Genomic DNA, 15,608 nt, shown 5'->3' with positions numbered 1-15,608 from the left:
CTGAAGGTGCTTCTAATATTTTAGCTTTCACAAAAATTCATAAAGGCTCTCAGGCCTGGCCCCTGATATTTCTGGCGATGTACCAGCATAAACAATGGACGCGTTAAAGACCAGAACGGAGTATTGAGAATCACCAGTTGACCTTTCTCGCGTAAAGGCTCAATCGCAAGTTTGGAAATACAGGACATGCCGATTCCGCCGGCTACGATTTTCAAAATTGCTTCATTATGGCCAAGTGTCAGACGGATATTGGCATCCGGCACATCTTTCAAAATGGCATTATCAAAGACTTCGCGAGTACCTGAACCTTCTTCGCGCAGAATCCACTCTACAGATTTGAAATCTTCCGCGGTCAGCTCACGGTTCAATTGCGCTAGGGGATGATCCGGTGCACAGCACACCGCCAGCTCATCATCGCGCCAATGGATACATTGCAGTTGTGGCAGATGACAGGAGCCTTCGATCAAGGCCAGATCCAGCTGGAACTGATTCACCGCTTCAATCATTTGACGGGTATTACCAACTTGCAGCTGTAAATGCGCTTGAGGCTGAATTTTTAGAAAATCGGCCATCAGGTCAGGAATCAGGTAATCTGAAATGGTCAGGGTTGCACCTAAACGTAAATCGATACTTTGAAGCTCACCTTTCGCAACCTGTTCAAAAGATTCGCATCGACCTAAAATTTCCAGCGCTTGAGGGAGAAGAAAGCGCCCCAAGTCATTGAGCTGTAAACGTTTGCCTAGACGGTCAAATAATGGAGCACCCAGACCATCTTCCAGATCTGCTAAAGCCATACTAGCCGCACTTTGAGTAAGTTTGACGGCATCGCTAGCCTTCGTTACGGTACCCTCTTGTGCCACTGCTACAAAAACAGCCAATTGGCGTAAAGTCATGCGCATGAGTAGAGCCTTAACATTTAAAAAATATTAATAAATTATATTGCCATGCTACCATGAGCACAGTCTTTCATGCCACGTTGAAATCATGTCAATTGAAAAATTTAGCCTAGAAAAAGTTTTATCTGTACACCGCTGGACCAATACATTATTCAGTTTCACCATGACACGCCCGGCACACTTCAAATTCACTGCGGGGCAATTTGCGCGTATTGGCCTGCAGGTGGGAGATGAACTGGTGGTTCGTGCCTATTCGGTGGTGTCATCTCCTTTTGATGAAACTCTGGAGTTTTTTTCGATTGTGGTTCCAGAAGGTAAATTTACCTCCAATTTACAGCACCTTAAAGTAGGGGATGAGCTATTTCTGGAAAAAATTCCCTATGGTTATCTGACGCTGGCCCGTTATCAGTTGCCCTTACCCAAAGACTTGTGGTTATTGGGCACTGGAACTGGTCTGGCACCGTTTCTGTGCATGTTGCAAGACTTTGAAACCTGGAGCAAATACGAAAAAATCAATCTGGTATATAGCGTGCGTAGCCGGGCTGAACTCGCTTATGTGGAACGGATTCAGGAAATTGCCGAAACCTTTGGCGAAGGACATAGCGGATTTAAATTTATTCCGATTATTACCCGTGAGCCTGATGCACCTTTGCACGATCGTTTACCGGTGCTGATTGCCAATGGTGAACTGGAAAAAGCCGTAGGTATGCAGCTCAATCCGCAAACCACCCATGTCATGCTTTGCGGTAACCCGGAAATGGTCGATGATACCAAAGAAGCCTTAAAAGCCCGTGGCCTGATCATGAACCGGCGTGGCGAAGGCAATATTGCAGTCGAGAATTATTGGTAAGTCTGAATTGCAGATAAAAAAAGCTCATCCTTGGATGAGCTTTTTTATCTGCAAGGTGAATAATGACAGCTTAGTGCAGAATCTTGTTCAGGAATTGCTGGGCACGCTCACCACGCGCTGTATTAAAGAAATCATCTTTACTGCAATCTTCCACAATTTTTCCCTGATCCATAAAGATGACCCGGTTGGCAACCTGTCGGGCAAAGCCCATTTCGTGGGTGACACACATCATGGTCATGCCTTCTTTGGCCAGACCGACCATGACATCGAGCACCTCATTAATCATTTCAGGGTCAAGCGCAGAAGTTGGTTCATCAAACAACATGGCAATCGGATCCATGCTCAGCGCACGGGCAATCGCGACACGTTGCTGTTGTCCGCCAGAAAGTTGTGCCGGGAATTTATTGGCCTGTGCACTTAAGCCGACACGATCCAGATAGGCAAGTCCTTTCTGTTTGGCTTCGGCTTCAGAACGACCCAATACCTTGATCTGGGCAATGCTCAGGTTCTCGGTAATACTGAGATGCGGGAACAATTCAAAATGCTGAAATACCATGCCCACGCGACTTCTTAGTTTATTTAAATTGGTTTTCGGATCATTAATTTTAATTCCATCGACCAGAATACTGCCTTGCTGAACAGGTTCCAGACCATTGACAGTTTTAATCAGGGTGGATTTTCCTGAACCGGAAGGACCACAAACCACCACCACTTCACCTTGCCGAATCTGGGTGGTACAGTCGGTCAGTACCTGAAAATCTTTATACCATTTACTGACATGCTGGAGGTCAATCATGACTTTGGCTTCGTTCATACAGTTAACCTCTGCTGTAATTTTTTAACAATATAGGTGGCGATCATACTGATGGTGAAATAGACCAAACCGGCAAAAAGAATATATTGGGTGAGTAAACCCATCAGGTCACCACGCACATAATTGGTGCGGAAAAAGTCCAGCAGGCCAATTGCATACACCATGGTGGAATCCTGAAACAAAATAATGGTCTGTTGTAATAATAGCGGTGTCATTTTGCGAAAGGCCTGAGGCAGTACAATCAGGCGCATGGACTGGCCATAGCTCATGCCGAGGGCAGAGGCCGCATCTGTTTGTCCCTTCGGAATAGACTGGATTCCGGCACGGACAATTTCGGAAAAATAGGCGGCTTCAAACAGCATAAAAGCCACAATACTGGACACCAGTGCCGTATCCACGGTCAGATATTTTCCAGTCACCCCAGTATAGATAAAAGGCACAGCGAAGTAGAACCACATCAGTACCAACAGCAGGGGAATTGAACGGAACAGGTTGACATAACCCTTGGCAATCCAGTTCAACACCTTGATTGAAGACAGCCGCATCAATGCCAGTAAGGTGCCAATAAAGACCCCGCCAATAGTGGCAAAAAATAAGACTTTTAAAGTAATACTCAGACCATGCCATAGGGCAGGTGCGGATAATTGTAAATCCTGAAAAAATGCAGTGAACCATTCCATTATTTAGTCCCCGCAATCAGACCGGGCACCTGAAGGCGCTTTTCCAGAAAGTTCATCAAGCCAATCAGGCAGACATTGATCAGGATAAAAATCAGGGTGACATAGGTGTAAATCTCAATGGTATTTTGCGTATATTCGCTGATGGTTTTCATCTGGGAAATGAGTTCCGCAACCCCGACCAGTGAGGCCACCGAGGTGTTCTTGACACAGTTGGTCAGCTCAGAACTTAAGGGAGGTAAGATCATGCGAAAAGACTGCGGTAAAATCACATAGCGATATAATTGTGTGGTGCTAAACCCCATAGCATAGCCGGCATTGATCTGCCCGGGTGGAATGGCTTCAATCCCGGTACGCACCTGCTCACAAACCCGCGCTGCGGTAAACAGTCCCAAACCAATACTGGCTGAAATCAGCGCCGTGGTATTGGCTCCCAGATCATTGATCCACCAGCTTTGAATGCTGTTCGGCAGAAAATTCGGAACCACATAGAACCAGATAAATAACTGGATCAGTAAAGGCACATTCCGAAAAATGGTGACATAAGCGCTACCAATCGCCCGGGCCGTTGGGCTGGGCAAGGTGCGCATGATGCCCAGCAGGCTACCCAAGAGCATGGCAATCGACCAGGCTACAATCGCAATGACCGCTAACCAGCCGAGGCCAGTCATGATCCAGTTGAGATAGGTGCTATCACCAATCCCGGTCGGTTGTAATAAGACACCCCAATTCCAGCTGTAATTCATGATCACTCCAAAATGGGCTTAAACAGGTGATGCTTAAGCAGATGAATAAGATTCAGAATCTATTGATCGCGATCATGCGGGGTGCTGATCAGGGCCTTCAAGTCATCAGACATGGCAAAGTTCAGGTTGATATTTTTCGGTGGAATTGGCGACTGGAACCATTTCTGGTACATGCTATTGATTTCACCGGAGCTATATGTGGCTTTAATCGCGTCATCTACCACCTGCTTAAATTCGGGGTCTCCCTTACGTAACATACAGCCATAGATTTCATTGATGGGCGCTGTACCTACAATGTGCCATTGTTGCGGATTTTTAGCCTTGGATTTTTCTCCCGCCAGTAAAATGTCATCCATCATAAAGGCAGCAGCACGGCCACTTTGCAGCATTAAAAAGGATTCTGCATGGTCTTTGGTCGAAATAATTTCACCAATGCCCAATTCTTTTTCATGCTGACGAATATAGCGTTCCGATGTGGTGCCGGCAGTGGTCACCAGTTTTTTGCCTTTCAGATCGCTAAAATCTTGAATACCAGAATTGGTTGCGGTTAATAGACGGGAACCTACTTGAAAAAAGCCGACAGAGAAATCGACCTGTTGCTGGCGTTCCTTATTATTCGTCGTCGAGCCACATTCCAGATCAACCGTACCGTTGGAGACCAGTGGAATCCGGTTCTGGCTGGTCACCAGGTTGTAGCGGATTTTTAAATCAGGAAGATTCAGCTTTTGTTTGACGGCTTCGACCACTTTTAATTGCAGGTCATGGGCATAGCCGACCGGCTGATTCGGATTGTCAGCGATATAAGAAAATGGAATCGAGGAGTCACGATAACCTAATACAATCGTGCCGGACTGTTTGATCTTATTGAGCGTGCCAGAAGTATTCTCGCTGCCTTGCTGATTGCTTGGTGCCTGATTATCACTACAGGCACTCAGTCCCAAGGTCAGGGCACTGGCACACAGCAGCGTAGCGAATTGAGTCTTTGTTTTCATCGTGAAACTCCATTTTTCATTTTCAATTATTATGAGTACGCCCGTTTTCAGGCGCTGCTAAGACAATATTCTGATTATTGCTATAAAGTCTAAGTATTCGTTTATATTCATCTTAGTTGATGATTCAAGCATGACTCAAGCTGAATTTATTGCTGAAATGTTACTGAATCAGAAAAGGAAATCTGTGGGATGCTCAAAGGAATGCAAATAAATAAAGAGATTGAACTACAAGCATAAGAAAGAAAAAGTCACAAAAAAACCTCCAAACTGGAGGTTTTTTTATCGGTTCAAGCTTAATGCACAAACATATCCATCGATTCACGAATTTCTTGAATGGCCGTTTCGACATCGGAACTGAGCCAGGTCGGTTCAAAGAATCCAGCGTAGTGCTCAAGACGATCCGCAGGGACGACTAAGCGTACCGGACAATCCTCTTCCAATAAACGCCATGGAATAATTGGCACTTCATTGTCAAGCCATGCTGTTACATCTCGGATATCGATAATCATTGCGTTGACACAGTCCGGGAAAGGCATCACGGAAAACTCTTCAGTACGACGACGGAAATACTCCAGGTCTTGCCAGCGCAGTGCAAAACTCGGTTTACTGAATTCGATAATCCCGATCAGATGCTGATCGCGAGTATGATGCAAAGTGCATTGGTGGGTGACATCAGTGTCAAGATCCAACGATACACTTTGTTGACGATACGCCATAGAGCTCGATGAAATAAAAAAATGAGGGACACATTATAGCCCATTTTATAGAAACTGAGCAGTGCTATTGTTTAGCGCAAATTTTAGTGTTGGTTCTGCCCTGAGGTCGCGTACTGAAGCTCTTGAATTTCAAAGGACTGCATACCACTCAGGCAACTCAAGCAAACTGGGATTGGAAAAGAATGGAGAAGCTAAACCTCATTATCAGATTGATTATAGAGCCTTTTTTTTTCTGATACGCTTTATATAGCTCTATAAGAAGGTTTAAGCGAATAGTGTTGCAATTATTCAAGCGATTAGATGTGTTGATCTGCCAGTAATTTTCTATGTCATTCACATGAGGGGAAAATGAATAGCAGGATAATACTGAGTTAAACCCATTCACCATCAACCAGTAGCGATCAGTGAATTAAAAATGAGCACGATTGCTTAAAGATTATTCTAAATATTATTCATACATATAACTTACATCCCGTCACCATCTCACCATGTTTTGTCACAGAAGCTGTTTTAACTGCTTGTTATGCTAAAAATCTACTTATGAATAACAAAGAGTGAGGATGGTTATGGTCGATGATTTCAATAAAAAACCACCTTTAGATCATCAGACAGCAGTGACGCAAAAAAAGCGTATTCCTGTTTATATCTTGATTTTGGTAGGTATCTTTTTACTGGCATTACTGTTCTATATGTTTGCTGACATGAATCCAGACGCAAATGATGCACCTGCTGGACATCCGAACCCTAATGTGCAACCTGCGACACCAAACAATACGACTCCAGTCGGTGAACCTACAGAAGCTACTGCAACGCTAGGTGATGGAACAGAAGCAACAGCAACTGCGACAGATGATGCACAGGCGGCTCGATAACTCAGACATATATCAAAAGCTCTAGTGAAACCACTGGGGCTTTTTTGCAATATATTGTGATGTTTAAGCTAATGATAGCTAGCTGGCTCAAGTCTAAAAACATCAAATCTGAAGGTGAATCCGAAAGAAGAAGGGGCTGAATGTTTCAAGGATAGGCTCCCGATTTCAGATAAATAGCTTAATAACAAAGAGGGTAAAACAACATGAATGATTATATGAGAAGTCCGCGTGGCGGCTTCGACGCCATGTATTATTGGGATCAGTTTCATCCCATTCTGAGTGCAATTGCCATATTAGTCATTGGTTGGATCATTGCATTACTGGTTTCGGCAGCAGTCAAGAAAGTCTTGCAAAAACTTGGAACCAATACACATTTAAATACGGCGACAGGCCATCGCTCTAATATCGAAAGTATTATTGCCCGGGTGGTGTTCTGGATTATTCTGATTATTGCCGTAATTGGTTCACTGAATGTACTCAACCTGACCAGTATCAGTGGTCCTTTCAGTAATATGATTCAGCAATTCCTGTTATTTATCCCGCAGTTACTAGGTGCAATTGCAGTCGGATTCATAGGATGGATTGTCGCCAACCTGGTGAAAATAGGGCTACAAAAGCTACTTGACCGAACCCAACTAGACGAAAAACTCAGTGCTGAAGTGGGTGTCAGTCCCATTAGTCAGAACATCAGTGAAATTGCTTACTGGTTAATTTTATTACTGTTCTTGCCAATCGTACTGTCTATTCTGGGACTCAACGGTCTGTTGTTACCAGTTCAGAATATGCTGACTGATGTCGTAAGCTACTTACCAAATATCTTTATTGCTGCAGTGATCATTTTTGTCGGTTATATTCTGGCAAAAATTGTTCGCGGTATTGTTGAAGGCCTATTAAACAGTCTGAATGTACAACAACAAGCTGAAAAAGTAGGTATTTTCAAAAATTCCAATGTGGCACAGGTGATTGGTTCATTCATCTTCGCTGTCGTGATCATTACTGCATTGATTATTGCTTTTGAAGCATTGGGTGTCGAAGCGATTTCTCAGCCTGCCACGGCGATGCTGTATGAAATCATGAATGCCATTCCGAATATTATTGCTGCTGCCTTAATTCTGATTCTGGCTTATGTGGTCTCTAAACTGGTCGCACGTCTGGTGGTTGAAGTGGTATCGGGTACAGGTGTTGATGAAATTCCTGCCAAACTGGATGTACAGCGTTTTTTAGGCACCACTAAACTTTCGAGTGTGGTCGGTTATCTGATCGTATTGTTCACCATGTTATTTGCAGTGTCCGAAGCAGCAGACCGTCTCGGCTTTGAACAGGTGAGCGGCCTGATTGCGATGTTTATTTACTTCGGCGCCAACATCTTGCTCGGTGCCGTGATTCTGGTGATCGGTTTCTGGCTGGCAAATATTGTCGCGAACATCGTACAACGCGGTGAATATAACAGCTCACGCTGGTTAGCGAATCTGGTGCGTGTCCTGATTATGGGCTTGGTCGTTGCCATGGGTCTACGTGCCATGGGTATTGCCGACTCGATTGTGAACCTGGCATTTGGTTTAACGCTGGGTGCTGTCGCAGTAGCATTTGCTCTGGCTTTTGGTCTGGGTGGTCGTCAGCCTGCGGAGCGAGTTTTAACAGATCTGATTGATAAAGCAAAACGCGAAGCCAAAGAACCGAATCCAGTCAAAGATCAAGCTGAAAACAGCATATTTTCAGGATTAGGTACTCAGAGTACTTCAAGTACAACGGACATGGCAGGCACGACAGGTGCAGCGATGGGGATGGGTTCTACAGATACATCAATGGGACAATACTCCGACCGTTCACAAAACATGACCGGTACTACTGATTCTTCAACCACTACGCCAGGAGCAGGTATTGTGCCAAATCAAGATTCAGACGCAGAGGGTACTACGCCAATGAGTACGGACTTATCGCATACCACACCGGCAATCCTCACCACTGCACCGCAGGATGATGAATCATTGGGTATTGATCCGGTCAATCCGGATGCGGATCAAGCCGTACCTGATTCAGTAAAAGTCGATCCGACTCATCCGCCAGTCAATAATCCATTTGGTTCAACCGGAGAAAAAGAACCAAATGTCGATATTGATCGTTCCACTCAGAAAAAAGATGACCTGAAATAACCTGTCATTTTTAACCAAAATCGGCCACGCTCATGTGGTCGATTTTTTTCAGTCACGAGGAAAAATAAATGAATAGCAAGAAACCCAACAAAGTTCTGGCTCCTTTGGTTATCGCGGGAATTACCATTGGCTTTTTTACCGCGGCCTATCGATTTATTTTTGTGAAGAGCAAACAGGACGAGCAGTCAGAGCGAGCGCTGGATAGGAAAATACCTGATACAGACGAATTTAACTGAAAGAATTCTGCTGAATAACAAACAATAGAATTTGGCCTTTAAGAAATATATAATATTCAGGTGAATACCAAAATGATTTTGGTATTCTTCTTGCATTAAAAATATAAAAAAGGGAGATCAACATCATGTGGCAAACACTATCATATACATTCAAGAACACTTCAGCAGATGAAGCACCGCTATATTTGCGAGAAGCCACTCGAAAAATGCAGCTGACGATTGACCGTTTAGGAAATACGGCCAATCTCAAGCTGTTTAAGACAGATTATCTGGAATGAACTAAATATCAGTCTTGATGATCTATTGATTAAATATATTCCGATGCGGCATGCGCAGATGACCATGCCCATTGGAAATTATAGCCGCCCAAATGTCCGGTAACATCCAGCACCTCACCAATAAAATACAGGCCTTTCTGCTTTTGACTTTCCATGGTTTTTGAAGAAACCTCGCTGGTATCCACACCGCCCAAAGTCACTTCCGCAGTACGGTAGCCTTCTGTTCCGGATGGTTTCACTTCAAAACCATGCAGCCGTGTCGCAATCTGCTCCAGTTGATTATCACTGATATTACCAATTACGGTTTCTGCGACCTCAGCCCAGATCAGGCTCTGTAATTCAGCCACGACACTTTTCGGTAAAAATTCATTGACTAAGGTGCGTAATAACACTTTGGGCTGGCTTTGTTTTTTGCTTTTAAAGAAATCCAGTAAATCTGCACTTGGTAAGAAATCGACCTTAAAACTCTGACCAACATTCCAGTAATTGGACAATTGCAGGGAGCTTGGGCCACTTAAACCGCGATGGGTAAATAGCAGCGCTTCGGTAAAACTGTTGAGCTCATTGGAAAGGGTCGCTTCTACGGCATTCCCGCTTAAACGAGTGGTCACTTCCTTAAATCCATCAGAGAAAGTGAAGGGCACCAAACCGGCACGGGTCGGATAAACATGATGTCCAAACTGTTTTGCGATTTCATAGCCAATGCCCGAACCGCCCAGCGTCGGAATGGACAAGCCGCCGGATGCCACTACTACAGATTCAACCTCAAAATATCCAAGTGATGTAGCGACTTGAAAGCCTTGATCATCGACCGGATTGACTGCCTTTACTTCGCAGCTGGTTTTAAGATCGACCAGACCGGTCTTGTCACATTCTGCCAATAGCATTGACAGAATATCTTTTGCACCATTGAGGGTAAACAGTTGTCCATGTTTGCGCTCTTCATAAGCAATACCATATTCACAGACCAGGCCAATAAAGTCCCAATTGCTATAACGCGTTAATGCTGAAATCACGAAATGTGGATTATGCGAAATATAATGGCTTGGTTCGATCTCCAGATTGGTAAAATTACATTTACCGCCGCCAGACATCAGGATTTTTTTGCCAACTTTATTGGCTTTTTCCACCACTACGACTTTACGCCCACGTTGTGCAGCCATATACGCCGTCATTAAACCTGAAGCACCGGCACCTATGACGAGAACATCGTATTGCTTGGAAGACATAAAACACTCGAGGGAGAACAAAAGGAAAGCATTATAGACAATTTTATTTCCGCTTTCTCTATTCCTGAACAATCAACAGGCTGATTGCCGATTCGTATTAGAGTTTAAACATAAAATATTTGTAAGTCGGCTTAAAATCATGCATAGTTTTTGTACAGTTTTACAAAAATCACAATAATAAGGCAGGGCTTATGGCAACGTCAGAGGATCTAAAACAATACAACCTGATCAGTTATATTCTTTATATTCTGGGGTTTTTTCTGGGTGTGACCCCATTTATAGCCATTATCATGAACTATATTAAACGTGATGAAATGCGCGGCACCTGGCTGGAAAGTCATGTGGACTGGCAGATTAAAACCTTCTGGGTCAGTTTGCTGGGTTATATTGTTGGTGGCTTATTAACTATGATCTTGATCGGATTTCTAATCATCTTTCTGGTCTTTATCTGGCATATCTACCGCTTGGTCAAAGGGATGATTGCGCTGAATAATAATCAACCGATTCAGGCTTAAGCAATTGTAGAAATAGTATCCATGTTACGGCCTTGCAACCCGCCGCTATGAATCACCAGCAGTCTAGATCCTGCTGGGAAATAATCTTTTTCAATCAAATCAAAGATGCCCATCAACATTTTAGCGGTATAGACCTGCTCTAGTGGAATGGCAAATTCGGTTTCAAAATCCCGAATAAACTGTATAAGGGCTGTGCTGGTTTTGGCATAGCCGCCACAGCAATAATCATCCAGAATAGTCCAGTTGGTTTTGCTGGTTAGTTGCGCGACTTCATCTTTTAAAAATGAGCCTTGCAGCGCTGAAAATCCTAAAACCTGCTGATGCGCCTGACTGGCTTCGATCAGACCAGTGATGGTTCCACCAGTGCCTACTGCGCAGCAAACCACATCAAATTGAGCATCTTGCGGGCTTAAAATTTCCTGACAGCCCTGAATGGCCAAAGCGTTGGTTCCACCTTCAGGAATGAGATAATGCTCAGGAAATTGTTGTGCGATTTCGGCCAGATACTCAGGCTGTTGCTTGCGACGATAGTGTTCACGACTGACAAAATGTAGCTGCATCCCCAACTGCCGTGCGGTGGCTAAAGTCGGATTGAGTGGCCGATGGGCCAGCTCCTCACCCCGAATAATCCCCACACTTTGAAAACCAAACTGCTGTGCGGCAAATGCAGTGGCCGCAATATGATTGGAATACGCACCACCAAAGCTGAGAATCTGCCGATAACCCTGTCTTTGTGCTTCCAGAAAATTGTATTTCAGTTTAAAAAACTTGTTGCCTGAAATTTGCGGATGTACCAGATCCAGACGACGTATTGTTAAAATAATATCGTGAAAATTAATCTGTTGATCGGGAATATTTTGGGCAATCTCTGCAAACATAAAAATTAACACAGTCAGTTATTCGGCCATTATAGCGAAAGCAGTAAAGATCAGGGATTGAGAATAAGTCATTTTCAGGCATGAGATAAAAATTGACGCAGAATGTCACAAATATTCTGCTGATTATTTAAGCAGGGATGCTAATCTAAATACAGGAAACCCTGAGGAGGGTAGAATAATGAAAATATTGTCCTATGCTGTTTTGGTCGGCGTAATGCTCAGTTTGTCGGGTTGTGATGATGCGATGAATAAACCTAAAACAGAGACCCGTACCATGATTATTGGCGGTGTACCGGTACATGATCAGGATTACCAACTGTTAGGCACGCAATTCATTGCTCAGGATCAGTTAAAACAGTAAGCCATTACAGTAACTAAAATTCCTGACCAATACTGAAATTTTTAAAGCAAATCATCCGGTTTTTGCTTAAAATAATCCTTCAATTTTTAAGTCAGGTTATCTCGTGGAATCATTCTGGATTTTAGGCTCAATTGCTGTTGCCCTGATGTTAGGTGCAATGAGTCCCGGGCCGACTTCTATTTATGTGGCAAAAAATTCAATTGCGATTTCACGTAAACATGGTTTATTTACTGCACTGGGAACTGGTCTAGGTGCAGCAATTTTCGGTTTGCTGGCAGTACTGGGTTTGCAGGCATTTTTGCTGGCTGTGCCTTCGGCTTATCTGGCCTTAAAAATTTGTGGGGGGCTATATTTACTTTGGCTGGCTTTTAAAATTATTAAGCATGCCAAAGATCCGATTGAGGCAGATTCGAGCATTACCAAACAGATGTCTTTACGTCGCGCTTTTACCACAGGTTTAATCACGCAGTTGTCGAATCCAAAAATTGCGATTGTGCTGGCCAGTATTTTTACCGCCTTATTACCAAAAGAAATTCCGAACTATTTCTACTTTGCTTTGCCCATTTTATGTTTCTTTATTGATGCTGGCTGGTGCTCACTCGTGGCTGTCGCACTTTCTGCTGAAAAGCCGCGCCGTGTGTATTTAAAGTTTAAGGCATTGTTTGACCGGGCAGCAGGTGCGGTGATGACCGTGCTCGGACTAAAACTTATTTTCGGAATGAAATAGTTTCAACACTTGAAGTCCTCATCCTTGGAAAGTGATCATTCTTGCTAGCTTTCCAAGGGACAGCTGATCATTTGAAATTAATCTTTAAAATGCAAGGGGATCCATTGGTAGCTTTTAGCATCTTTAGAATAGACATGCCCAATCCCCGGAAATGGTAAATGTGGTGCTGCCACCGTCTGGCCATTCTTTGCATATTCCGCAAAATACTTTAAGCGGGTTTCAACCGCTTTTTTCGGATCGATATCAAAATCTATAGCGGTCTGTGGACGGTCAAACTGAATGGTATGGGAGTGTACAATATCCCCAATAAATATCATTTCCTGACCTTGTGATTTTAAGCTAAAACCAAAATGTCCCGGTGTATGCCCAGCTGAACTGATCACATCAAAACCATGGATTTTATCGCCAGCTTTAAAGGTCTTTAACTGACCTTTGGCCTGATAAGGTGCGATGGCTTTCTTGATTTTATCGACTGTACCCAAAAAACCGGCCTGTTTTGCTTTTGGTAATTTTTCTACACTTTTAGGATTCATCCAGAAATCCAGTTCGGCTCGCGATACATAAATATTCGCATTGGCAAAATTGGCAACGCCGTTATTACTGATGCCGCAAACATGATCAGGATGTAAATGCGTTAATAAGATTGAATTGACTTGCTCAGGCTTTTGTCCAGATGCCTGTAAATTTGAATAAATAGACCCAAAGTTTGGCCCATTACAGCTAGAAGCACCGCTATCCACCAAGACCAGTTCTTTGCCTGTATTTACCAGGAAAGCATTGACGGAGGTCTGGATGCCTTTGCTTTGGTCAACATAATATTTTTTTAAAATCTGATTCACTTCTGCTTCAGGAATATCCTTAAACAAGGCTTTGGCTAAATAATTGGTGCCATCCAGCAGGGCAGTAATCTGGTAATCTCCAAAGCTGTATTGATAATATCCGGGAACCTGTTTTTGTTGTTCTAAAGTGGAAGGCGTTTGTGCGTGTGTTGGGGAAATACCTGCCAATGAACCTAAAGCAAGGAGTGATCCGACAAGATAAGAGCTGAGGTATTTCATGGCTATTCTTATGTAATTAAAGTCAACTCTATGTATTAGCATGGATATTGATAAAAAAGAATATGAATATATTTACTATTTTTTTAAATCGAAATGGCGATTTAGCATCTGTACTAAAAATTCAGTGTGAATCTGTATATTGATTTTTTGAAAGTAAAGAATGTGTTTTTTGTAAAAATATTATTATAAATAAAATGCTTAGATGTATTTCACTTTTTATTAAAAGCTCGTTAACATAGGGTATTACGAACAAGCTTTGGGTGTCGCGATGAGTTTTTGGAAAAGAAAAAACAATGCCAGCTTTGTATTTTTCATTATTACCTTATATTCACTACTTGGTTTTGGACTGGGCTATGTGATTTGGGAATTTGTGTTGCAAGGCTAAGTGACCCAGCAATAAAAAAGCCTCTAGAGATAGAGGCTTTTTTATGATCGTATGAAGGTTTTATTATGAGATTTTCTAGAAAAAACATTAATAACCATCAAAGTATATTTCCTATTTACTTTTGTCAGGGCAAAAGTAACAAAATCCTTCTTTTCGTTAGAGGCCACGCCCATTTACCCCTAACAAACGGGCGACATTCATGTCGCAGAGCAATTGAATCAATATTCATCTTCTTCAAACTCGATCGATGAAAAATATATTTTAGGGTCGTATCCTTCACAGTAATCATATGGAATATTTTTAATTAGTTCATATTTTTCAATGAAGTTGTTCTCAATCCATTTTTTACCAAATCTTGAGATAATATTAAAAAAGAGAATATATAATTCAGGGTTAGAAAGCTGAGCGCGTAGTATTTTTATTAAATTTTTCTTTTCTTCTAGAGTTAAAATATCGCTTTCATCGATCATTTTTATTGCATTATACATATTTCTAAAATAAGAGCTTAGGTATGTTTGATTTGCTCTCACTAGTTTTTTATCAATTTTCTGATTAAGTTTTTGTTGGATTTCCTTAAGTGTAACTGAATTAATAAAATGATACTTTTTGCATTTATTAAGAATGAATGTAGTCCACGAGCCCTCTAAGCCGTAATAAAAAATAATATAACTGATGTCAACTAAGTCATCTTGTGTATAGTTAATATTTCTATGATCTAATGTAGCCTGGGTAATTTCCAATATGTTTTTAAACTGAATTTTAAATTGTATAAAAGCCCTTTTTCCCTCAACCATTCCTTTTTCAGCATTTAGATGAGGAATGCATATGTAATTCAAATGTTGATTGTGATAATCAAGCATTTTAAAAAAATTATTCTCTAAATTATTTTTTTGCGTTTCAATTTTTTGGTGGAATATTGTGTAAATTAAAAGAAATACACTAGACGCACTAAGTATAGTTCCAATTAGTCCACCATATAAATTACCGAATTGAGCAGATAAATTAGCATCAATTATCTTAGAGCTTCCAAAATTGAATGTTTGGTTGGAAAAAATAAAAATTGATCCTAAAATACTAATTCCTATAAGAATTAAAGGAATGTATAGGCATAAGTATTTAATAAAGTTATTCATATTTTTTTTAAAGTAATTAAATTTAACGCAATATATCAGTACTTGATAATAGTGTCTAAATTTACCTCTCCCTGACCCTCTCCTAAAAGGAG

Annotated in this window: 18 protein-coding genes; 8 read left to right on the top strand and 10 right to left on the bottom strand. The window is 42.0% G+C overall.

The features are described from left to right. Positions 1–20 precede the first annotated feature (20 nt). Positions 21–899, bottom strand: coding sequence for a LysR family transcriptional regulator GigC (gene gigC / locus GVV58_RS05720; RefSeq protein WP_159516141.1), 879 nt, complete (start codon positions 897–899; stop codon positions 21–23). Between the two features lie 85 nt (positions 900–984). On the opposite strand from gigC, the gene GVV58_RS05715 reads away from it, so the two are divergent. Then, complete coding sequence (locus GVV58_RS05715) at positions 985–1,746, top strand: ferredoxin--NADP reductase (protein ID WP_100355586.1); 762 nt, start codon at positions 985–987, stop codon at positions 1,744–1,746. A gap of 70 nt (positions 1,747–1,816) precedes the next feature. On the opposite strand, the gene GVV58_RS05710 is transcribed toward GVV58_RS05715, so the two are convergent. The 5 genes from GVV58_RS05710 to GVV58_RS05690 all read right to left on the bottom strand — a co-directional run bounded on the left by GVV58_RS05710 (position 1,817) and on the right by GVV58_RS05690 (position 5,691). Further along, a complete protein-coding gene (locus tag GVV58_RS05710) occupies positions 1,817–2,542 on the bottom strand; it encodes an amino acid ABC transporter ATP-binding protein (protein WP_171063342.1) in 726 nt (241 codons plus the stop codon). Between the two features lie 14 nt (positions 2,543–2,556). Beyond that, complete coding sequence (locus GVV58_RS05705) at positions 2,557–3,240, bottom strand: ABC transporter permease subunit (protein WP_159516140.1); 684 nt, start codon at positions 3,238–3,240, stop codon at positions 2,557–2,559. After that, on the bottom strand, positions 3,240–3,983 hold the full coding sequence (locus tag GVV58_RS05700; RefSeq protein ID WP_074383457.1) for an amino acid ABC transporter permease: 744 nt from the start codon (positions 3,981–3,983) through the stop codon (positions 3,240–3,242). The genes GVV58_RS05705 and GVV58_RS05700 overlap by 1 nt, the downstream gene beginning before the upstream one ends. A 59-nt stretch (positions 3,984–4,042) precedes the next feature. Beyond that, the gene (locus GVV58_RS05695) at positions 4,043–4,975 is read right to left on the bottom strand and encodes a transporter substrate-binding domain-containing protein (RefSeq protein WP_005169644.1); all 933 of its coding nucleotides are present in this window, start codon (positions 4,973–4,975) and stop codon (positions 4,043–4,045) included. Positions 4,976–5,268: 293 nt separating this feature from the next. Further along, positions 5,269–5,691, bottom strand: a complete 423-nt coding sequence (locus GVV58_RS05690) for a hypothetical protein (protein ID WP_005097893.1) — start codon at positions 5,689–5,691, stop codon at positions 5,269–5,271. Between the two features lie 566 nt (positions 5,692–6,257). Between GVV58_RS05690 and GVV58_RS05685 the strand changes: the two genes are divergently transcribed. From GVV58_RS05685 to GVV58_RS15445, 4 genes are all read left to right on the top strand, one after another. Then, on the top strand, positions 6,258–6,563 hold the full coding sequence (locus GVV58_RS05685; protein ID WP_005097890.1) for a hypothetical protein: 306 nt from the start codon (positions 6,258–6,260) through the stop codon (positions 6,561–6,563). Positions 6,564–6,766: 203 nt separating this feature from the next. Further along, positions 6,767–8,716 (top strand): mechanosensitive ion channel, encoded by a 1,950-nt coding sequence (locus GVV58_RS05680; RefSeq protein WP_074383455.1) that lies wholly within the window; start codon positions 6,767–6,769, stop codon positions 8,714–8,716. A 68-nt stretch (positions 8,717–8,784) separates the two neighbouring features. Then, complete coding sequence (locus GVV58_RS15450) at positions 8,785–8,952, top strand: hypothetical protein (RefSeq protein WP_005097883.1); 168 nt, start codon at positions 8,785–8,787, stop codon at positions 8,950–8,952. Between the two features lie 125 nt (positions 8,953–9,077). Beyond that, entirely contained in the window at positions 9,078–9,230 is a 153-nt protein-coding gene (locus GVV58_RS15445) for a hypothetical protein (protein WP_167381268.1), read from the top strand. A gap of 29 nt (positions 9,231–9,259) precedes the next feature. Here GVV58_RS15445 and GVV58_RS05675 read toward each other — a convergent pair whose 3' ends face one another. Continuing rightward, on the bottom strand, positions 9,260–10,459 hold the full coding sequence (locus tag GVV58_RS05675; RefSeq protein WP_159516139.1) for an NAD(P)/FAD-dependent oxidoreductase: 1,200 nt from the start codon (positions 10,457–10,459) through the stop codon (positions 9,260–9,262). A gap of 191 nt (positions 10,460–10,650) precedes the next feature. Between GVV58_RS05675 and GVV58_RS05670 the strand changes: the two genes are divergently transcribed. After that, positions 10,651–10,974: a hypothetical protein gene (locus tag GVV58_RS05670; protein ID WP_005169649.1), complete on the top strand. Its 324-nt coding sequence runs from the start codon at positions 10,651–10,653 to the stop codon at positions 10,972–10,974. On the opposite strand, the gene GVV58_RS05665 is transcribed toward GVV58_RS05670, so the two are convergent. Continuing rightward, positions 10,971–11,852: a pyridoxal-phosphate dependent enzyme gene (locus GVV58_RS05665; RefSeq protein ID WP_005169651.1), complete on the bottom strand. Its 882-nt coding sequence runs from the start codon at positions 11,850–11,852 to the stop codon at positions 10,971–10,973. The two genes, GVV58_RS05670 and GVV58_RS05665, sit on opposite strands and share 4 nt — an antisense overlap. A gap of 178 nt (positions 11,853–12,030) precedes the next feature. Between GVV58_RS05665 and GVV58_RS05660 the strand changes: the two genes are divergently transcribed. After that, positions 12,031–12,213, top strand: a complete 183-nt coding sequence (locus GVV58_RS05660) for an NF038215 family lipoprotein (RefSeq protein WP_159516138.1) — start codon at positions 12,031–12,033, stop codon at positions 12,211–12,213. Between the two features lie 103 nt (positions 12,214–12,316). Next, complete coding sequence (locus tag GVV58_RS05655) at positions 12,317–12,940, top strand: LysE family translocator (RefSeq protein WP_005097872.1); 624 nt, start codon at positions 12,317–12,319, stop codon at positions 12,938–12,940. Between the two features lie 77 nt (positions 12,941–13,017). Here the strand turns inward: GVV58_RS05655 and GVV58_RS05650 are convergent, their stop codons facing one another. Both GVV58_RS05650 and GVV58_RS05645 read right to left on the bottom strand, forming a co-directional pair. Continuing rightward, entirely contained in the window at positions 13,018–13,998 is a 981-nt protein-coding gene (locus GVV58_RS05650; protein WP_159516137.1) for an MBL fold metallo-hydrolase, read from the bottom strand. Positions 13,999–14,601: 603 nt separating this feature from the next. Next, positions 14,602–15,516 (bottom strand): putative phage abortive infection protein, encoded by a 915-nt coding sequence (locus tag GVV58_RS05645; RefSeq protein ID WP_159516136.1) that lies wholly within the window; start codon positions 15,514–15,516, stop codon positions 14,602–14,604. Positions 15,517–15,608 lie beyond the last annotated feature (92 nt).

This window comes from Acinetobacter sp. 18QD2AZ41W (assembly GCF_009829025.1).
GTDB classification, from domain to species: Bacteria; Pseudomonadota; Gammaproteobacteria; order Pseudomonadales; family Moraxellaceae; genus Acinetobacter; species Acinetobacter pseudolwoffii.
Note: the sequence above shows the minus strand (reverse complement) of the source record. Positions and strands in the feature narration are given on the sequence as shown.